The following is a 19,010-nucleotide window of genomic DNA, read 5'->3' on the forward strand; positions in this document are numbered from 1 at the left end:
CGTGTCTCTGGCCTCGACCAAAGAATGGTCAACGACTGGTCAAGAGTCACGGTAACCCGGTGATCCGGTTTGCAGGGTTAACTTTACGTTTCGAGTTGAAGAGGGCCTGAATGGCGCCGGTGGCTTGGCGTGATCTAGTCGGCGGCGACGAGCGACTTGCCGTCCCGGGCCAGCGCGGTGAGCCGGGATATCGCTCGGAAGTACTTCTTGCGGTAGCCGCCGTTCAGCATCTCCTCGCTGAACAGCCGGTCGAAGGGCAACCCCGAGGCCACGACCGGGACTTCACGGTCGTAGAGCCGGTCCGCGAGCACCACCAGACGCAGCGCCGTCGCCTGGTCCGGCACCGGCTGGACGTCGGTGAGGCAGACCGCCCGAACGCCGTCGGTGAGCGCGCCGTAGCGGCTGGGGTGCACCTTGGCGAGGTGGTCGAGGAGGGACGGGAAGCCGTCGAGCGAGGCGCCCTGCGTGGCGTGCGCCGCGCTGGTCACCTGCTCGTCCGAGAACGGCGCCGGCGCCTCGGGCAGACCCCGGTGGCGGTAGTCCTCGCCGTCGATGCGCAGCGGACGGAAGTGGGCGGACAGGCCCTGGATCTCGCGCAGGAAGTCCGCCGCCGCGAAGCGGCCCTCGCCCAGCTTGCCGGGCAGGGTGTTGGAGGTGGCGGCGAGCGCGACCCCCGCCTCGACCAGCCGGCCGAGCAGGGTCGACACCAGCACGGTGTCGCCGGGGTCGTCCAGCTCGAACTCGTCGATGCACAGCAGACGGTGGCCGGAGAGCGTCCTCACCGTCTGCTGGAAGCCCAGGGCGCCGACCAGGTTGGTCAGCTCCACGAAGGTGCCGAACGCCTTCAGCGCGGGCTCCGCCGGGGTGGCGTGCCACAGGGAGGCGAGCAGATGGGTCTTGCCGACGCCGTAACCGCCGTCGAGATAGACGCCGCGGGGACCGGCCGGGGTCTTCGGTGCCCTGGCCCTCCCGAAGCCGAGGAAGCCGCGCTTGCCGCCGCCCGCCTGGTGCGCCCCGCCGAGACCGGCCGCGAAGCCCTCCAGGACCCTTACCGCCTCGGTCTGGCTGGGCTGGTTCGGGTCCGGTATGTAGGTGCTGAAGCGGACCGAGTCGAAGCGCGGCGGGGGCACCATCTCGGCCACCAGCCGTTCCGCGGGGACGTGCGGCGCGCGGGCGCACAGGGACAGCGGGGCCGCGTCGGTCGAGGGACGCAGGCCGGGAGCGGAAGGCGAGGACGACACGGTTACCCATGCTAAGCGTCGTGGAACACTGCACGGCATGCGACGCCTGTTCCCTGTGACCGACCAGACAGTGCCGACCGCCTCCGGCGAGGGGCCCGGTGGGCCGGACGGCGGTGAGTGGAGCCCCGCCGAGCTCGCCGCCGCCTACGCCTACCCGGAGCCCCCCGCCGGGGGCCGGCCGGTGCCCTGGCTGCGCGCCAACATGGTCGCCACGCTGGACGGGGCCGCGCAGCACGACGGGAAGTCGCAGCCCATCTCCAACGCCACCGACATGCGGATCTTCGGCACCCTGCGGGCGCTGGCGGACGTGGTGGTCGTCGGTGCCGAAACGGTACGGCAGGAGGGGTACCGGCCCGCCCGGGTGCGCGCGGAGTTCGCGGCGGCGCGGGCGGCGGCCGGGCAGACGCCGGTGCCGGCGATCGCGGTCGTCACCGCCGGTCTCGAGCTGGACTTCTCGCTGCCCCTGTTCACCTCGCCCGAGGTGCCGACGCTGATCCTCACCGGTGCCGCGGCGGCCCCGGACCGGGTGCTGGCCGCGGAGAAGGCGGGCGCCCGGGTGGTGGTCGCCGGGGACGGCGTCGGTGTGGAGCCCGCCCGTGCCGTACAAGCCCTCGGTGAGCTCGGTCACACACGGCTGCTGACCGAGGGTGGCCCGCGGCTGCTGGGGCAGTTGGTGGCGGCGGGGGTGCTGGACGAGCTGTGTCTGACCGTCGCCCCGATGCTCACCGCCGGGGACGCCCAGCGGATCGCCGGGGGGCCGTCGGTCGCGGTTCCGAGGCGGTTCGCGCTGGCGTCCCTGCTGGAGGAGGAGGGGTTTCTGTTCAGCCGCTACCAGCGGACCTGACAATCGTTCAGCGGTACCGCCGGTCCCGAAATCGGCAGAATCTACCGTTCCGCTTGCCTTGCGGCGGGCACACTGAATCTCGCAGTCCCCGTGAGATCACGGGGCAGGATGGTTTCCGCAGAAGGGGCGCCCGGTGTTCACAAGCGTACTGATGATCGAGAAGGCCCTGACGTCCGCAGACGTGGAGTTCGTCACCGGCCTGCACGGGGAGGAGGAGGTCTCCTTCCACGTACTGCTCCAGCCCCGCGGCGACCAGGCCGACCGACTGCTGCGGGCCATCGACGACGTCGCCCTCGGCGAACTCGACGAGGCCACGCGCGAGGGGCTGACCCCGGAGGGGGAGGAGGCGAAGAGCTTCGGCGAGCGGGCGCTGGCGGTGTCCCTGCAGGCGCTGACGGCGGCCGGCAGCGCGGCGGAGGGCAGACTGATCGAGGACCATCCGCTGGACGCGCTGAAGTCCCTCGTGGAGGAGATCGGCGCGGACGAGGTGATCGTGCTGACCGACCCCCACTACGTGGAGGAGTTCTTCCACCGGGACTGGGCGTCCCGGGCCCGCCACAAGGTGGGCGTCCCGGTGTTGAAGCTGTTCTCCCACAGCAAGGCGTAGCCGCCGGGGCCGGGCCGTTGTCCCCGCGGCGGCGCGGTGCGTCGTCCGGACGCTGATTCGCCCCGGCCGCCCGCGCCCGCGCGGCGTAGCCGCCGCATGCCGCAGCAGCCCCTCGCCCCCTGCGGCGCCGCCCGGCCCGGCCCGCGGGGGCGCCGGGTGTCCGACGGCACGCAGCTCCGGGCTTTTGCCGTGACGGCCGTGCGTTCCTTCTGGTGCCGGGTGCCCGACGCTGTGCAGGCTCCGCCCCTTTGCGGTATCGGCCGTGCGCCCCTTGCGTGGTGCCGGGTGTCCGACGGCATAGTCTGGGGCGGGTTCCGTAGAAGGACGCCCGACCCTCGCACCGCATCTTGGGAGACACACGCATGGCACCCGGCACCCTTCCCCCCGCCATGGACCGACCGCACTTCATCGGCATCGGCGGTGCCGGGATGTCGGGCATCGCGAAGATCCTCGCCCAGCGCGGAGCCAAGGTGGCCGGCAGTGACGCGAAGGAATCCGCGACCGCCGAGGCGCTGCGGGCCCTGGGTGTCACGGTGCACATCGGACATGCCGCGGAGCACCTCGCCGACGACGCCAGCTGTGTCGTCGTCTCCTCGGCGATCCGGAAGGACAACCCCGAGCTGGCCCGCGCCGCGGAGCTGGGCGTCCCGGTCGTCCACCGCTCCGACGCCCTCGCCGCCCTGATGGACGGCCTGCGGCCGATCGCCGTGGCCGGTACCCACGGCAAGACGACCACCACCTCCATGCTGGCCGTCTCCCTGTCCGCGCTGGGCCTCGGCCCTTCGTACGCGATCGGCGGCGACCTGGACGCGCCCGGCTCCAACGCCCTGCACGGCGAGGGGGAGATCTTCGTCGCGGAGGCGGACGAATCGGACCGCAGCTTCCACACGTACGCCCCCGAGGTGGCGATCGTGCTGAACGTGGAGCTCGACCACCACGCCAACTACGCGTCCATGGACGAGATCTACGAGTCCTTCGAGACCTTCGCCGGAAAGATCGTGCCCGGCGGCACCCTGGTGATCTCCGCCGACCACGAGGGCGCCCGTGAGCTGACCCGCCGGCTGGCCGGTTCGGTCCGGACGGTGACGTACGGCGAGGCCGAGGACGCCGACGTGCGCGTCCTCTCCGTCGTGGCCCAGGGCCTGAAGAGCGAGGTCACCGTCGAACTGGACGGCGCGCCGCTCACCTTCGCCGTCTCCGTGCCCGGAAGGCACTACGCCCACAACGCCGTCGCCGCCCTCGCCGCCGGTGTCGCGCTGGGTGTCCCCGCCGCGGAGCTGGCGCCCGCCCTGGCCGCGTACACCGGGGTCAAGCGGCGGCTGCAGCTCAAGGGCGAGGCGGCCGGCGTGCAGGTGATCGACTCCTACGCCCATCACCCGACGGAGATGACGGCCGACCTGGAGGCGATGCGCGCCGCGGCGGGCGAGGCCCGGATCCTGGTCGTCTTCCAGCCGCACCTGTTCTCCCGGACGCAGGAGCTCGGCAAGGAGATGGGACAGTCGCTCGCGCTCGCGGACGCCTCCGTGGTCCTCGACATCTACCCGGCCCGCGAGGACCCGATCCCCGGTGTGACGAGCGAGCTGATCGTCGAGGCCGCGCGGGCCGCGGGCGCCGACGTGACGGCGGTGCACGACAAGGCAGAGGTGCCGGACGCGGTCGCGGGAATGGCGAGGGCCGGTGATCTCGTTCTCACCATGGGCGCTGGCGACGTCACCGACCTCGGCCCGCGCATCCTGGACCGTCTCGCGAACTAAGGGGCTGAGCTTCATGTCGTACGACGTCGACAAGCCGGACGAGCAGTGGCGTGCGGAGCTGACGCCGGCCGAGTACGCGGTCCTTCGGCAGGCCGCCACGGAGCCGGCCTTCACCGGTGAGTACACCGACACCAAGACCAAGGGCGTCTACTCCTGCCGCGCCTGCGGCGCCGAACTGTTCACCTCCACCACCAAGTTCGAGTCCCACTGCGGCTGGCCGTCCTTCTACGACCCGAGGGACACCGACGCGGTGGAGCTGATCGAGGACCGCTCGCACGGGATGGTGCGCACCGAGGTCCGGTGCGCCCGCTGCGGGTCGCACCTCGGGCACGTGTTCGAGGGTGAGGGGTATCCGACCCCGACCGACCAGCGGTACTGCATCAACAGCATCTCGCTGCGGCTCACGCCCGACGAGACCTGAGCCGGGACCCCGCCGACGGCCTAGCGGCCCACCTCGTGGTGTCGGCCGTCGGCGCGGGGCAGGGGCTTGAGGTCGACCTGGATGCGGTGCGTGGAGTCATGGCTCACCGAGCCGCCGAGCCGTGCCTCCACCACGCCGAGGCGCAGTCCCGCGCCACCCTCGCCGACCCGGTGGAACTGCACCGCGAACTCGAGGCTCACCTGCTCCACACTGAACCGCCAGTCGCTGGCGGCGCCCTCGGCCTGCGCCCGGGCCAGCTCCGCACGGACCGTGCCGATGGCCTCCGCGAGACCGACCGGTTCCGTCTCCCCCATGCCAACTCACCGCCGACTTCCGTTGATTGGCCGATCCCACCTCGTCACAAGTCTAGGGACGCACCAGCCCCGCGCGTAGGGTGAACCGGTATGGGGGAGCTACGTGCGGACTGGAGGCTCAGGCTGCGCCGCGGGGACGCTCGCGGTCCCGTCCGCGGTGCCGGGGTGCTCGTCGATCAGTACACGGCGCTGACCTGCGCCCACGTGGTGGGCGACCCGGACGCGGTCGTGTGGGTGGAGTTCGCCGAGAACCGCGAGCTCGAGGGTGTGGGCGCGCGGGTGATGCCGGGCGGCTGGCTGCCGGAGGGCGAGGGCGGCGAGGACGTCGCCGTGCTGCGCCTGGACAGCCCGCGCCCGCAGGCGCGGCCCGCACCGCTGGACGGCGTGCCGGGCGGCGGCACGGAGGTCTTCGCGACCGGCTACGCGGAGGGCTTCGACGACGGCATGACCCTGTGGGGCCGGATCAGCGGGGTCCACGGTGAGCGGGTGCAACTCGACGCCGTCACCAGGGCGGAGGTGGTGCGCCGCGGCTTCAGCGGCGCCGCCGTGTGCACCCGGCCGTACGAAGGGCACCCCACGCGCGTGGTGGGCCTCGTCGTCAGCTGGCGCGGCGACATGGACGAACTGCTGCCCGAGAACAACCGGCTCGCCTTCTCGTACCTGATCCCCGTCGAGCGGATCGCCGAACTCTCCCCGCTCGTCAAGGAGCTGAGCAGTCCGCACGCCTGGGACCACGGCTTCGAGGAGCGGTTGGCGCGCTGGTTCGAGGATCCCGACGAGGACCCCGTGAAGATCACCGTGGTGCCGCCGGACAGCGGCAAGGACCGCTCCTTACGGCACCTGCTGCACCGCGCCCACCTCGTCCACCACGGCGGTGTCTCCAGCCGGCCCGACCTCGCCGACCACGCCCTGGAGCACATCGGCTTCCCGGCCGGCGCGTACCTCGCGTACTGGGACTGGCTGCTGGGCACCAGACGCCGCCCCACACCGCCGCCCCTGCTCACCCGGCCCGCCACGGTCCTCGTCGACGGACTCGACGACGAAGTCGAGCCGGGGCCCCTGATCGAACTGCTCGCCCGGCTGCGGGAGTGCGGCTTCCGGCTGCTGCTCGTCTTCCGGCACGAGGGCGGCACCGGCTGGACCGCCGCCCGCGACAGCCTCCTGCGGCCCGCGCTGCTCGACCACGCCGACGCGCTGCTCGCCCGGCTGCGGCGCGTGGAGTTCGGCCGCTCGGTCCAGTTCGGTGTCGTCGACCGGGAGTCGCTCGCCACCGCCACCGAGACCGCCGACCGGCGCCGGACGGAACGCCTGCGGATCGACACGCTGACCGACCCGTCCCGGCAGCTCGCCCGGCTGCGCGAGCTGATCGCCGTCCTCCGCGAGGACCTGCGCCACCACGGAGGCCGGGCATGAGGGGTCCCGTCCGGCGCGGGGAGGGAAGGGGGGCGCCACGAGGATGACGACCTGCCCGCACCGGCGCTTCACCGGAGCCCCCTGCGGCGGCTCCGTCCTGCCCACCGGCTACTGCGCCGAGTGCGGCCGCCACGGGAACGCCCCCGGGCTGCCCCCGCTGCCGAAGGACCCCGCCGACCTCGGGCCCCGCGAACTCCTCGCCCTCCCGCGACGCGAGCCGCGTCCCGCCGAGGAGCGCCTGATCCACCCCGAGGCACCGCTGCGCATCCGCATGGGCTGCTCCTCCTGCGGCATCACCTTCGCCCCGCCCTACACCGAGGGCCCGGTGCCCCTGGAGGGCCACTGCCCGAACTGCGGCGAGCGCTACTCCTACCGGCCCGAACTCGCCCAGGACGAGAAGCTGCGCGAGCAGTACCGGATCCTCGGGCCCATCGCCCACGGCGGCCAGGGCTGGGTCTACCTCGCCGAGGACACCCACCTCGGCGACGTCGTCGCCGTCAAGGGACTGCTCAACCGCTACGAACGGGACGGCGCCCGGCTCGCCGACGTCGAACGCCGCAACCTCGTCGCCATCCGCCACCCCCGGATCGTGCAGATCCGTGACTTCGTCGCCCGGCGCGAGGACGGCGACCGGGTCACCGGCGGCTACGTCGTCATGGACGACGTCGGCGACGGCACCCTGGAGAAGGTCGTCGAGGAGACCCGGCGCGGACAGTTCGTCCTCGACATCGAGCACGTCGCCGCCTACGGCTGCCAGATCCTGGAGGCCCTCGGCCATCTGCACACCGGCGGCGAACGGGTCTTCCTGTACGGCGACATGAAGCCCTCCAACGTCGTGCACCACCGCGACGGCGTCAAGGTCATCGACCTCGGCGGCATGCGCGAACAGGGCCAGACCGAACCGCCCGCCCATGTCACACCCGGCTACATGGCACCCGAGACCGAGGCCTCGGGCCTGCCTACCGTCGCCCACGACCTGCACACCGTCGGCGCCACCCTGCGCGATCTCGCCCGCTGGGCCGTGGACCGGGTGCCCGGCCTCGGCGCCGCCTCCTTCTGGTGGGTCCTGGAGCGCGCCACCAGAACCGACCCGGACCTGCGCTTCGCCGACGCCCAGGACATGGCGGGCCAACTCCGCGGCGCCCTGCGGGAGATCCGCGCCCTGCGCGGCAAGAGCGACCCGCCCGAGCCCTCCCGCCACTTCCGTCCCTCCGCACGGCTGCTCGGCGCCCGGCTCGGCACGGTGCCGGACATCGGGCACTGGCTGCGGCGCCCGCGCCGCGACCGCTACGAACCGCCCCGCGCGCCCGCCCTCGCCCTCGGCGCGCCCACCCCCACGGAGATCGCCCGCTGTCTGCCGGTGCCCCGCCGCTACCCGGACGACCCGCAGACCGCCCGGTTCGAGGTCAGCAGCGGCTACGACCCCGGCCATCTCCTCGGCCAGGACGGCGAGAAGCCCACCTCGGTGGAGATCTGCCTGCACAACGTGCGCGTCCTGCTGGGCCGCGACACCCCCGAGGACCTGGAGAGCGCCCAGGAGGAACTCGACACCGCCGACTCCATCCCCGGCCCGCGTGCCGTACGCCAGTGGCGGCTCCAGTGGCACCGCGCCCTGGTCGCGCTGCGCCGCGCCGACGTCGACGGCGACCCCCGCCAAGTGGCCGAGGCCAAGGCCCACTTCACCCGGGTCCGGCTCGACCTGCCCGGGGAGTACGCGCCCAAGCTCGCCCTCGCCTACTGCGGTGAGTGGCTCGGCGACGACACCGCCGGGCCCACCGCCAAGGAGCTGTACGAGGCCGTGTTCGCCCGCAACCCCTCGCACGGCGGCGCCGCCCTGGGCCTGGCCCGGCTCGCGCTGCGCGACGGCGACCGCGGTGCCGCCCTCGACGTCCTCGGCCGGGTCCGGGCGGGCTCGCTGGACCACACCGTCGCCCGGATCGCCGCCCTGCGCATCCGCGCGGCCCGGCTGCCCGACGTCGACGACCCGCTGCCCACGCCCGCCGAGGTCGACGCGGCGCTCGAGGAACTGCGCGGCCTCGGGCGGCGCACCCCGGGCGCGGGCGAGCCCGGCCTCTCCGAGGACGAGGTGCTGCGGCTCGGCACCGAACTGCACGAATGGAAGCTGGACGCGCTGCACAGCCGCGGCGACGGACCCCGCCACCCGGGCCGCGGCGCCCGCCGCCTGAGGCGACCGTCCCCCGAGGAACGCGAGGTCCGCGCCCGGCTGGAGCGGCACTACCGGCAACTGGCCGCGCACCACCGGGAGTCGGCCGCCGCCCATGAACACCTGGTGGACCTCTCCCACGCCGTACGACCACAGACGGTGATCTGACCCCATGGACACGGCGGCGCACACCCGGCGCTGAGGACACGAAGGCGAGGGACCGGTGACGTACGAGACGAGCAGCCCCATCCGGCCGCCGCACCTGGACGTCCGGCTGCACGTCGACCTGGACGGCGAGGTGCGTCCGCACCGCAGCGCCAAGATCGAGGCCCATCTGCGGGTCGACGTGGCCGCCACCGGCGCCGCCGCCGAACTCCCGGCCGTCGAACTCGCCGTGATCATCGCCGTGGACGTCGCCGAGACCCACCGGACCGCGGTACGGCACGCCCTGCCCGCCGCGCTGCGCGCGCTGCCCGACGACATCTCCTTCGCGGTCCTCGGCGGCGGCCCCGAGCCCGCCCCCTGCTATCCCCTGCGCGGGGGCGAGTGGGCCGTCGCCGACCACGACCACCGACGGCGGGCCGCCTTCGCCGCGAGCGCGCTGCCGCTGCACCGGGACGGCCCGCGGCCCGCCGGATACGCCGCCTGGGTGGCGCGGGCCCGCGCGCTGCTCGCCGCCCGCCCGCTGTCCGTACGCCATCTGCTGCTCATCACCGACGGCAGCAGCGCCCCCGGTGAGAGCCGGCTGCGGCAGGAACTGGAGGCCTGCGCCGGGCAGTTCACCTGCGACGTGTTCGCCGTGGGCACCGACTGGCCGCCCGAACCGCTGCTGACCCTCGCCGAACGGCTGCACGGCACGGCCGAGTTCGTCGAGGAGGGCCTCGGCTCGGCGATCACCGCTGCTGTCCGGCGGCTGCGCCGGGTGCACACCCCGCAGCTGCCCATCGCGGTGACCGTGCGGCCCGCCGTACGCCAGGTCTCCCTCAACGAGAAGGCACCCCGGCCGCACCGGCTCGGCGGACTGCGCGAGCCCGGCCGGCCGTACATCTGGCTCTTTCCCACCTACCAGTGGGAGCCCGGCTCGCGCGACTATCTGCTCACCCTCGTCGCCGACGCCGACCACGACCCCCAGGAGACCGAGCTGCAGTTCGCCATGGTCTCCGTCGGCGACGTCCATGCGCCCGTCACCGCACGCTGGCACCGGCCCGACCCGGCGGCACCGCACGGCCAGGGCGGCGACAGCGTGCTCTCCCTGAACGCCGGCACCGCCATGCGCACCGCCCTGCGCAAGGGCCTCCTCGCCCTGAGGGAGGACCGCCGGGAGGAGGCGGAACGCCAGTTGGGGCGGGCCGCGCGCCTCGCGGCCGGCCTCGGCACGGACTGGGTGCTGGAGGAGATCCGCGCCGTCGCGGTGGTCGAGGACGCGGCCGGGGGAGAGGTACGACTGCGCACGGCCGTCGACGCCGACACGCTGGCCCCGATGATCCTGCGCGTCGGTTCCGGGCCGGTCGAACCCCCGGCCGAGGCGGCCGGACCGCCGCCCGGCCCGCGCTGCGCCGGCTGCGGCACCCCGGCCGGCGGCGAGGCCCGCTACTGCATCAGGTGCGGGGAGGAGCTGCTGTGACGACGGGACGCACCTGGCACACGTACACCCCCGCCGCGTTCTGGCGCCGGCGCCTTCGCCCCTACCGGACCCGGCGGCTGCTGGAGGCGCACGCGCTCATCCTCACCCTCTGCGCGGCCGTCGCGGTCAGCGCCCTGCTGGTCTCCTACCGCCAGACCCAGCAGGCCACCCAGGCCCTCGCCGCCCGGCAGGCGCCGTCCGTGCAGGGCCTGGCCGCCACCCGGCTCGCGCTGATGCGCGCCGACTGGGGCGCCAACGACCTGGTGAAAAGGGGACTGGCCGACATCGTGGGCCCCGGAGAGACCTACCGCGTCCAGCTCGCCGCGGCCGACCAGGGACTGTCCCGGATCGCGGACCGCACCGACCAGGACCTCGGCACCGTCAACGGCCTGCTCGCCTCCTACAGCACCTCCATCTCTCCCGGCGCCTTCCAGTACGGGCACCAGCCGCTCATGCGGCAGCAGAAGCTCGTGGAGGCGGCCTCGCTGCTCAGCCGTCCGCAGACCGGGATCGCCCCGAGGCTGGACAAGCTGCAGGGCAACCAGATGGGGCGTGCCGCGGCAACCGTCGGCATGGGATGGGTGCAGCGCGGGGGCTGGTGGCTCGCCGAACTCTCCCTGGCGGTCCTGGGAGTGACCCTGCTGTCCGCCCTGTTCGTACTCCGCGACCGCTGCGGCCGGGACTTCGACGTGTGCCTGCTGCCCGCGCTGGCCCTCACCGTGCTGCTCGCCGTCTTCCCGCTGCTGACGGCGTCATCGGCGCAGCACGACCTCGACCGGGTCGGCGGCGGTCTGAGCGGCATCACCGAGATCTCGCGTCACACCGCCCGGTGCGAGCCCGCTCTGGCGCCGGCCGCCTGGAAGAAGTGCGGTGACCACCTGACCGACGTGCAGACGGCCGTCACGAACAGGTCCGAGGAGGTACGGCGGGAGCTGACCGGCACCACCTGGACCGACGGGGTGTACCGGGCCACCCTCATCATCGGGCTGCTGGTCTTCGTGCTGCCCGCGACGGGGCTGGGCTACCGGCTCGACCGGGACTACTGGAGGCAACGATGACCCGGCCGTTCCGGCTGCTGGTGTTCCTGGTGGCGCTGCTGCTGGTCGCCGCGGGCGGACTGGTGGCGGCCTGGACGCAGCGCGACGAGGCGCCGGTGACCATCCTCGGGACCTGGACCGGCACCCAGGAGAAGCACTTCGAGAAGGTGCTGCGCGGCTTCGGCATCCCGTTCACCTATCAGGGCACCGCGGCCCAGCGCGAAGTCCTGCTCTCCAAGGTGCAGTCGGGGGAGTCCCCGGACATCGTGATCATGCCCGGCGTCGGCGAACTCGGCGAGTACGCCGACCAGAATCGCCTGAAACCCCTGGGCGACCTCTACGACCAGGCGGACTACGGCGCCCCCTGGGGATCGGCGGGCAAGCGCGAGGGAAAGGTGTACTGGGTGCCGGTGAAGGCCGACCTGAAGAGCGTGGTCTGGTACCGCTCGGGCCACCGACCCGCACCCTCCCCGGCCCCGTTGAAGAGCTGGTGCATCGGCATGGGCGACGACGGCGCCTCCGGCTGGCCCGGCAGCGACTGGATCGAGGACCTGGTGCTGCAGCGGGCCGGGCCGGGCGTGTACGCGCGCTGGGCGCTGGGTGACCGCACTGTCAAGTGGACCGACCCGCGGGTGCGCGGCGCCTGGGAGGCGTGGGGCCGACTGCTGCGGCAGAGCCCCTCGGCGGCCCGGCACGCCCTGCTCACCGACCACCGTGGCAAGCAGGGCGGCGACGGGCTGCTGTTCGCCGGCTGGAACGGGTGTGCCCTGGAGCACCAGGGCTCCTTCGCCCGCTCCTTCTACAGCCGCAGGCCCGCCGAACTGACCGACTCCGCCCCGCTGTTGCCCGGCGGCCCCTATCCTGTCCGGGCCCACGAGGTGACCGGCGACTTCGCCGCCCTCTTCCGCGACCGCCCCCAGGCGAAGAAGCTGATCGAGAAGCTCGCCTCCCGGGAGGGCCAGCGCGCCTGGGCAGGAACCAAGGACGTCTTCTCGGCGAACCGCTGGGTGCCGTCGAAATCCGACAGGGTCGGCCACGAGATCTCCGAACAGCTCACCGGCGGGGGCACCCGGTGCCTGGACGCCTCCGACGTGATGGCCCCGGCCGTGCGGGACGCCTTCTACGAGGCCGCCCTGATGACCCTCTCCCGGGCCGCGACGGGCGCGGACCTCGACATACGAGGTCTGCTGAGGGACCTGCAGCGGGTGCAGGACGCGCAGTCCCCCAGCCCGGCGGGACCGGAGACGGTGTGCAGCACGCCCTGACCGCGGCGCGGCCGGCCGCGGTACGGTGACCCGCGTGCCACCGGAGCCCATCAGCGTCGACGCGCCGGGCGCCATCGCGCGTCCGCTGCTCACCCAGTCCTGGCTCGATCTCGCCTTTCTGCACTGGGCCGCGGACCCCGCCGACGTGGCCCCGCTGCTGCCCGCCGGGACCGTCCCGGACACCCTGGACGGCGTGACGTACGTCGGGCTGGTCGCGTTCCGGATGCACCGGGTCGGCTGGTTCCGGCTCCCCGGCGTTCCCTATCTGGGGACCTTCCCCGAGACCAACGTCCGGCTGTACTCGGTGGACGGGCACGGGCGGCGGGGCGTGGTCTTCCGGTCCCTGGACGCCTCCCGGCTGCTGCCGGTGGCCGTGGCGCGGATCGGGTTCCGGATGCCGTACGTGTGGTCCCGGATGAGCGTCCGCTCCGACGGCGACACCGTGTCCTACGCCAGCTCCCGGCGCTGGCCCGGCCCACGGGGCGCGCACAGCCGCATCACCGTGCGGGTGGGGGAACGGATCAAGGAGCCCACGGAGTTGGAGCACTTCCTCACCGCGCGCTGGGGCATGCACGGCACGTTCTTCGGCCGGTCGATGTACCTGCCCAACGCCCACCCGCGCTGGTCCCTGCACCGGGCCGAGCTGCTGGAGTGCGCGGAGGACCTGGTGGCCGCGGCGGGGCTGCCGACGCCGGTGGGCGAGCCGGTGAGCGTGCTGTACTCGCCGGGCGTCCCGGCCCGCTTCGGCCGGCCCGCCCGCCCGGCGGGCATCCCGACGCCGTGACCGGGCCGGTGTCCGGGTGACGGGAACCCGCCCCGCTCACAGCACCTTTCGCTGCACCAGGGCCGACAGCACCAGCGCGCCCGGCAGCAGCGGCAGCCACACCGTCAGCACGCGATAGCCGATCAGGGTCGCCGCGGCCAGGTCCATGGGGGCGCCGAGCGCCGACAGCGTGAACACCATCGCCGCGTCCACCGGGCCGATGCCGCCCGGCGCGGGCACCGCGCCGACCGCGCTGCTGGCAGCGAGGAAGGCGAAGGCGACCTGGGCCCAGGACAGCGTCAGGCCCAGCGAGGCGCCGACCGCGTGGATCACGCTCGCCTGGAGCAGCGGCGCGGCGGCCGCCCCGCCCCACAGGGCGAGCACCCGGGACGGGCGGCTGCGCAGCAGCCGTACGTCGGTCAGGGCGGTGCGGACACCGTTCATGAGCGGACGGCGCAGCGGTCGTACGGTCGTCACGAGGACGCCGGTGACGGCCAGGCCGGCGGTGGCGCCGGCGACGATCAGCAGCAGTGTCCGCCCGTCGGGGGCGAGCCCGTCGAGGCCCAGCAGATCGGGGAAGGCGAGCAGGAAGACGAGCAGCACCGCGGTCTTCGCGATCGGCCTGACCAGGGAGTACAGGGCGAGGGAGGCGGTGGCACGGGCGAACGGGATGCCGCGGCGCAGCAGGAAGCGCAGGGTGACGGCGTGCGCGCCGAGACTGGCCGGCAGCACGTGGTTGGCGGCGCCGGCCGCGAACTGCGAGGCGATCAGCAGCCCGGTCGGCAGCCGCTCGGGCAGGGCGCCCTGCCGTACGCAGGCCGAGGAGAGCCAGCACAGGCAGGTGAAGAAGAACGCCACCAGCAGCCATCCCGGATCGGCGGACCCGAGCCGCGCGGTCCCGTCCCGCAGCGTCCGCCAGTCGATGACCGCCCAGACGCCGATCAGCAGCAGGGGCAGGAGGACGAGGGCCCGCCGGGTGAGCGTGGCGAGAGAGCGGCAGGGAGCGGGGGCGTCCGTGGACTCGTCCGCGGAGGGCGGCCGGAGGAAGGCCGACACGGCCGCGGCGAGGGCGGGGCGGCGCATGGTGGGGGCCGCGCAGACCGGAGGGGAACCGGCCGGGGTGGCCGGGGTGAGCGTCGCGGGCGTGGCCGCGGGGGACGGTACGGCGGGGCACAGGGCCGGTGCCGTCTCGGTGGTGGCGTCGAGCGGGAGCAGGGACACGGCGCACGTCGTCCTTTCACGGCACGTCCGGGCGGCCGGGTGCGGAGCGCGGGCGTGACGGGTGCGGGGCGAGGCAGGAGGGGACGCCGGAACCGTTCCCGTCCGGTGTGACGCCGTGGTGTCCGGGAGCGGAAGGGGCGGGGGCGGGTGGACGACGGGGCAGACGTGGCCCGTTTTGGCCATGGGGGCGTCCGTCGACCTCCCAGGCTCTATCTCTGCCACCGGCCCGTGGTGCCGAAACCCGTTGCGAACGTTGTCCTCCGCGCCGACCTGCGGTGATGCCCGCGACCACATACGGCGTAGATGAATCAATCATCCAATTAAGGGTTGACTTCCGGCTGAGCGAGTCAGAAGAATCCTAGAGGTGACCTCCCCGCACGTCCGCGAGACCCAGCCCCCGTCTCCCGTCTCCTCCGACCTGGACGAGGCCGTCCACCGCTGTCTCGTCGCCGGATTCGAGGGCACCACCACCTTCCCCGGCACCCTCAAACGCCTGGTCGACCGGGGTCTCGGCGGTGTCATCCTGTTCACCCGCAACGTGCGCGACGCCGGGCAGGTCCGCGAGCTGACCGACGCGCTGCGCGCGATCCGTCCCGACCTGCTGGTGGCCATCGACAACGAGGGCGGCGGCATCGGCCACCTGGTCGCCGCCGGCGCCCCCGAGGTCCCCGGCAGCTACGCCCTCGGCGTCGTCGACGACCCCAACCTCACCGCCCGCTGCGCCGACGCCCTCGCCGGGCACCTCGCCACCCTCGGCATCACCGCCTCGTACGCCCCGGTCGCCGACCTCCAGCACCAGCCGCTGAACCCGATCGTGCGCACCCGGTCCTTCGGGGCCGACCCCGAGCTGGCCGCCCGCCATCTGCGGGCCTGGATCGGCGCGACCGAGGCCCGTGGCATCGCCTCCTGCGCCAAGCACTTCCCCGGCCACGGCGGCACCGAGACCGACAGCCACCACGACATGGCCGTCGACCCGAGGACGGGGGAGGAACTGCGCGCCGATCTCGAACCGTTCCGCGCGGCCGTCGCCGCCGGTGTGCCGATGCTGATGAGCGCGCACGTCGTCTATCCCGCGCTGGACGCCAACCGTCCCGCCACCCTCAGCCGCCGCATCCTGGGTGACGTCCTCCGCCTGGACCTCGGTTTCGACGGTGTCCTGGTCAGTGACGCCCTGGAGATGAAGGCGATCGCGGGGCGCTACGGCGAGGCCGCCGGGGCCCGTATCGCCCTCGCCGCGGGCGCCGACCAGGTCATCGTCGCCGTACCGGACCTGGAGGTCACGCTCGCCTGCCGGGACGAGGTCCTGGAGGCCCTGCACTCCCGGCGGCTGCCCGAGGAGCGCGTCTGGGAGGCGGCCGGGCGGGTGCGGCGGCTCGCCGAGCGGTACGCGGCCCCCGGCGCCGGACCGGTCACCGGCTGGGACTCCGGGGCGGGGCTGGAGGCGGCCCGCCGCGCGGTGCACGCCCGGCCCGTGCCGGCGCCCGCGCGCGGCGCCCATGTGGTCGACCTCTTCCCGCCCCCGCACCCCGCCCTCAACTGGGGCGGCGAGGACCTGCTCACCGAGGTGCGCGCCCTCGATCCCACCGCCTCCGGTACGGCCGTCAGCGGCGAGCCCAGCGACTCCGCCGCCCTCGCCGACGGCATCCTGCGCGTGTCGCGGGGCGCTCCGCTGGTCGTGGCCACCTGCGACGCCGGACTGCACCCCTGGCAGGCCCGGCTCCGCGACCTCCTGCTGGCCCGGCGCCCGGACGCGGTACGCGTGGACACCGGGCTGCCGGAGGGCGGGGACTTCCTCTCCTACGGACGGGGCCGGGTCAATCTGCGGGCGGTCGCGGAGGTGCTGGCCGCTCCGCTGTGAGTACCGGGTTGGGTCGTTGGTTGTCCGCGGCGCCGTTGTGGCTGGTCGCGCAGTTCCCCGCGCCCCTGAAGGGTCGCGTCTCAGCCCCGCGGTTGTACGGTCTGGGCTATCCCCCGTGCTGCCACATACCCCTTGTCCCCTGCCCGTTCCGCCAGCAGTACCGCCGGGCGCTCTCCCTCCTTGCGCAGCCGCATCCACGCCTCGAAGTACGCGCCGCCCGGGCCCGAGACGGAGCGGGTCGAGGGCGTGCAGTCCAACACCAGGGCGGTGGTGCGTGGTTGCGGGGAGGGGGGCTTTGCGCGCAGTTCGGCGATCGTGTCGGCGAGGGCGGTGGCGATCGGCTTGGGGCGGCCCGTGGAGTCGAACAGGCCGAGGGTGTACTCCAGCTCCGGATAGTCGGCCAGTGAGCGGTCCACGTCGTGGGAGCACCACCACGTCACGCCCCAAAGCCCCTGGCAGTCGGCCGCGTTGAGCACGGTGGCGCGGGCGAAGCGCGGGGCGTCGGCGGCCGGGATGTGCGGCTCGGGGGCGCCCGTCTCCTGGACCCACACCGGACGGGACGGATTCTCGGCGTAGGCCTTGGCCAACTCCGTTCCGTACTCGGCGAGATGCAGCACCTCGAAGGAGCCGGAGCCGTAACGTCCGGCGCAGTTCGCGGAGAAGACCCAGGGGTGGACGGTCGTCAGGTCGCCCTTGCGGGCCGAGGCCTGCGGTGTGAAGGGGTGGTCGTCGCCGTACCAGGCGGCGTCGTAGGCGGAGTGGGTCGCGAGCAGGCCCGGACGCAGGTCCTCCCGGGCCGCCGTCAGCAGCGTGTCGAGGTAGCGGTCGACCTCCTCGGCCGTCACCGGGTTGTGCTCGACCAGGTTGTTCAGCTCGTTGCCGAGCTGGAGGCCGAGGAGGTTGGGCCGGTCGGCGAGGGCGCGGCCGAGGCTGCGCAGGAGCTCGGCCTGCGCCTCGACCGCCTCCGGGTCGGTGAAGACGTTGCGGTGGTGCCAGCTGCGGGTCCACTCCGGGTAGAAGTCGAAGCTCGACAGGTGGCCCTGCACGCCGTCGACCATGACGTCCAGACCGGCCTCGGCCGCGAGGTCCACGAGGTGGACCAGTTGGTCGACGGCGGCCGTGCGGATGAGCGCGCGGTTGGGCTGGAGCAGCGGCCACAGGTGGAAGACACGGACGTGGTCCAGGCCGAGGCCGGCTATCTGGGCCAGGTCCTCGCGGGCGTGGTCCGGGTCGAAGTCGTACCAGGAGTGGAACCAGCCGCGGCGGGGCGTGTAGTTGACGCCGAAGCGGAGTGCGGGGATGGGATCCTCCTCGGGTCGGGGCCGGTCCCCGGGGCGGGACTCGTCCGTGGGACGGGGCTTGTCCTCGCTGAATGTATCAACCACCATGGTCGGTAATGAATAGCGATTTGAACCAAGCTTTCGGTGAGGCGGAGCCGGGGTCGGCTCCGGGGCCCGTCGTGCCGGAGGCGGCGCTGGTCGTCGGGCTGGACGCGGGCGGTACGCGGACGCGGGCCGTGCTGGCCGCCGCGTACGACGGGCGGCTGCTCGGGGAGGGGGCCGGCGGGCCGGGAAACGCCCTCACCGTGCCGTCGGCGCGGCTGACCGCGCATCTCGCCGAGGCCGTCGCCCGGGCGGTGCCGGAAGCCGCGCGGGGTCGGGTCGTCGCCGTGGCGGGCGGGTTCGCGGGGGCGACCGGGGCCGACGAGGCCGACCCCGGGCGGGTCAACGCCGTGACCGCCCTCACCGCCGCGCTCCGCGAGGTCGGCATCGGCGCCGGCGCGCTCACCGTCATCAGTGACATCGAGGCCGCGTTCGCCTCGGCGCCCGGCGCCCCGGCCGACGGGCTCGCCCTGGTCGCCGGCACCGGCGCGGTCGCCATGCGCATCACCGACCGCCACGTCACCACCACGGTCGACGGCGACGGCTGGCTCCTCGGCGACGAGGGCAGCGGCTTCTGGATCGGCCGGGAGGCGGTACGGGCCGCGTTGCGGATGGCGGACGGGAGGGGCGGGGCGACGGCACTGGCGCGGTCGGTGGGCCTGGCGCTGGGAGTGCCGGGGGAGGTGCTGCCGGGAGAGGCGCCGCTGGGGGTGAGGTCCGGTCCCGCGTGGCCCCGCCCTCACCGCGAGGCCTTCCGGAGGCATGTTCTGCCCGCCGTCATGGCCGAGCCCCCCATCCGGCTCGCCCGGCTCGCCCCGCTGGTCGTCGAGGCGGCGCGGGGCACGGACGCCGTGGCCGAGGCGATTCTCGAGGGGGCCGTCAATCAACTGGTGGTCACCGTAAGGGCGTTGGATCCAGGGCCGGGGGAGCGGGTCGTCGCCACCGGTGGTCTGCTCGGACCCGAGGGCCCCCTGACCGTCCCCCTCACCGCCCGCCTCCACGCCCTCGGCCTCACCCTCGACTGGGTCCCCGACGGCTGCCGCGGGGCGGTCGCCCTGGCCCGCCTCCTCATCTGAATCCTCCGACTCCGCCCACGAAAGGA

The 19,010-nt window shown here is 73.8% G+C and carries 16 protein-coding genes; 12 read left to right on the top strand and 4 right to left on the bottom strand.

Annotated elements, in window-relative coordinates; all coding sequences use genetic code 11:
* Positions 1–134: 134 nt before the first annotated feature.
* Positions 135–1,241: a cell division protein ZapE gene (zapE, locus tag ABZ453_RS19365; protein WP_359016156.1), complete on the bottom strand. Its 1,107-nt coding sequence runs from the start codon at positions 1,239–1,241 to the stop codon at positions 135–137.
* A gap of 37 nt (positions 1,242–1,278) precedes the next feature.
* Between zapE and ABZ453_RS19370 the strand changes: the two genes are divergently transcribed.
* The 4 genes from ABZ453_RS19370 to msrB all read left to right on the top strand — a co-directional run bounded on the left by ABZ453_RS19370 (position 1,279) and on the right by msrB (position 4,867).
* Positions 1,279–2,085, top strand: a complete 807-nt coding sequence (locus ABZ453_RS19370) for a pyrimidine reductase family protein (protein ID WP_359016157.1) — start codon at positions 1,279–1,281, stop codon at positions 2,083–2,085.
* Positions 2,086–2,218: 133 nt separating this feature from the next.
* On the top strand, positions 2,219–2,692 hold the full coding sequence (locus ABZ453_RS19375; RefSeq protein ID WP_207929648.1) for an indole-3-glycerol phosphate synthase: 474 nt from the start codon (positions 2,219–2,221) through the stop codon (positions 2,690–2,692).
* Positions 2,693–3,054: 362 nt separating this feature from the next.
* On the top strand, positions 3,055–4,446 hold the full coding sequence (gene murC / locus ABZ453_RS19380; protein ID WP_359016158.1) for a UDP-N-acetylmuramate--L-alanine ligase: 1,392 nt from the start codon (positions 3,055–3,057) through the stop codon (positions 4,444–4,446).
* A 13-nt stretch (positions 4,447–4,459) separates the two neighbouring features.
* Complete coding sequence (gene msrB / locus ABZ453_RS19385; RefSeq protein ID WP_359016159.1) at positions 4,460–4,867, top strand: peptide-methionine (R)-S-oxide reductase MsrB; 408 nt, start codon at positions 4,460–4,462, stop codon at positions 4,865–4,867.
* A 20-nt stretch (positions 4,868–4,887) separates the two neighbouring features.
* On the opposite strand, the gene ABZ453_RS19390 is transcribed toward msrB, so the two are convergent.
* Positions 4,888–5,181 (bottom strand): trypco2 family protein, encoded by a 294-nt coding sequence (locus ABZ453_RS19390; RefSeq protein WP_208785691.1) that lies wholly within the window; start codon positions 5,179–5,181, stop codon positions 4,888–4,890.
* Between the two features lie 90 nt (positions 5,182–5,271).
* On the opposite strand from ABZ453_RS19390, the gene ABZ453_RS19395 reads away from it, so the two are divergent.
* From ABZ453_RS19395 to ABZ453_RS19420, 6 genes are read left to right on the top strand one after another with little or no spacing between them, the layout of a single operon-like run.
* Positions 5,272–6,594, top strand: a complete 1,323-nt coding sequence (locus tag ABZ453_RS19395; RefSeq protein WP_359016160.1) for a serine protease — start codon at positions 5,272–5,274, stop codon at positions 6,592–6,594.
* 43 nt (positions 6,595–6,637) lie between these two features.
* Positions 6,638–8,926, top strand: coding sequence for a tetratricopeptide repeat protein (locus tag ABZ453_RS19400; protein ID WP_359016161.1), 2,289 nt, complete (start codon positions 6,638–6,640; stop codon positions 8,924–8,926).
* Positions 8,927–8,981: 55 nt separating this feature from the next.
* A complete protein-coding gene (locus ABZ453_RS19405) occupies positions 8,982–10,382 on the top strand; it encodes a hypothetical protein (RefSeq protein ID WP_359016162.1) in 1,401 nt (466 codons plus the stop codon).
* Positions 10,379–11,440 carry a hypothetical protein gene (locus ABZ453_RS19410; RefSeq protein ID WP_359016163.1) on the top strand — a complete coding sequence of 354 codons (1,062 nt, stop codon included), beginning with the start codon at positions 10,379–10,381 and terminating at the stop codon, positions 11,438–11,440. Before ABZ453_RS19405 ends, ABZ453_RS19410 begins: the two co-directional genes overlap by 4 nt.
* A complete protein-coding gene (locus ABZ453_RS19415; protein WP_359016164.1) occupies positions 11,437–12,684 on the top strand; it encodes an ABC transporter substrate-binding protein in 1,248 nt (415 codons plus the stop codon). The genes ABZ453_RS19410 and ABZ453_RS19415 overlap by 4 nt, the downstream gene beginning before the upstream one ends.
* Before the next feature lie 34 nt (positions 12,685–12,718).
* Complete coding sequence (locus tag ABZ453_RS19420; protein WP_359016165.1) at positions 12,719–13,468, top strand: DUF2071 domain-containing protein; 750 nt, start codon at positions 12,719–12,721, stop codon at positions 13,466–13,468.
* Between the two features lie 36 nt (positions 13,469–13,504).
* Here the strand turns inward: ABZ453_RS19420 and ABZ453_RS19425 are convergent, their stop codons facing one another.
* Entirely contained in the window at positions 13,505–14,668 is a 1,164-nt protein-coding gene (locus tag ABZ453_RS19425) for a lysylphosphatidylglycerol synthase domain-containing protein (RefSeq protein WP_359016166.1), read from the bottom strand.
* 364 nt (positions 14,669–15,032) lie between these two features.
* On the opposite strand from ABZ453_RS19425, the gene ABZ453_RS19430 reads away from it, so the two are divergent.
* Positions 15,033–16,526, top strand: coding sequence for a glycoside hydrolase family 3 N-terminal domain-containing protein (locus ABZ453_RS19430; RefSeq protein ID WP_359016167.1), 1,494 nt, complete (start codon positions 15,033–15,035; stop codon positions 16,524–16,526).
* Between the two features lie 80 nt (positions 16,527–16,606).
* Here ABZ453_RS19430 and ABZ453_RS19435 read toward each other — a convergent pair whose 3' ends face one another.
* Positions 16,607–17,914 (bottom strand): glycosyl hydrolase, encoded by a 1,308-nt coding sequence (locus ABZ453_RS19435; RefSeq protein WP_359016168.1) that lies wholly within the window; start codon positions 17,912–17,914, stop codon positions 16,607–16,609.
* A gap of 20 nt (positions 17,915–17,934) precedes the next feature.
* On the opposite strand from ABZ453_RS19435, the gene ABZ453_RS19440 reads away from it, so the two are divergent.
* On the top strand, positions 17,935–18,984 hold the full coding sequence (locus tag ABZ453_RS19440; protein ID WP_359016169.1) for a BadF/BadG/BcrA/BcrD ATPase family protein: 1,050 nt from the start codon (positions 17,935–17,937) through the stop codon (positions 18,982–18,984).
* Positions 18,985–19,010: the final 26 nt, after the last annotated feature.

Source organism: Streptomyces sp. NPDC005799 (genome assembly GCF_040630525.1).
Classification (GTDB): domain Bacteria; phylum Actinomycetota; class Actinomycetes; order Streptomycetales; family Streptomycetaceae; genus Streptomyces; species Streptomyces griseorubiginosus_B.

Bases quoted from the DNA above. Each gene is read 5' to 3' on its own strand.
- ABZ453_RS19370 (WP_359016157.1), top strand. From the start codon at position 1,279: ATGCGACGCCTGTTCCCTGTGACCGACCAGACAGTGCCGACCGCCTCC.
- ABZ453_RS19400 (WP_359016161.1), top strand. From the start codon at position 6,638: ATGACGACCTGCCCGCACCGGCGCTTCACCGGAGCCCCCTGCGGCGGC.
- ABZ453_RS19435 (WP_359016168.1), bottom strand. From the start codon at position 17,914: ATGGTGGTTGATACATTCAGCGAGGACAAGCCCCGTCCCACGGACGAG.
- murC (WP_359016158.1), top strand. From the start codon at position 3,055: ATGGCACCCGGCACCCTTCCCCCCGCCATGGACCGACCGCACTTCATC.
- msrB (WP_359016159.1), top strand. From the start codon at position 4,460: ATGTCGTACGACGTCGACAAGCCGGACGAGCAGTGGCGTGCGGAGCTG.
- ABZ453_RS19415 (WP_359016164.1), top strand. From the start codon at position 11,437: ATGACCCGGCCGTTCCGGCTGCTGGTGTTCCTGGTGGCGCTGCTGCTG.
- ABZ453_RS19395 (WP_359016160.1), top strand. From the start codon at position 5,272: ATGGGGGAGCTACGTGCGGACTGGAGGCTCAGGCTGCGCCGCGGGGAC.
- ABZ453_RS19390 (WP_208785691.1), bottom strand. From the start codon at position 5,181: ATGGGGGAGACGGAACCGGTCGGTCTCGCGGAGGCCATCGGCACGGTC.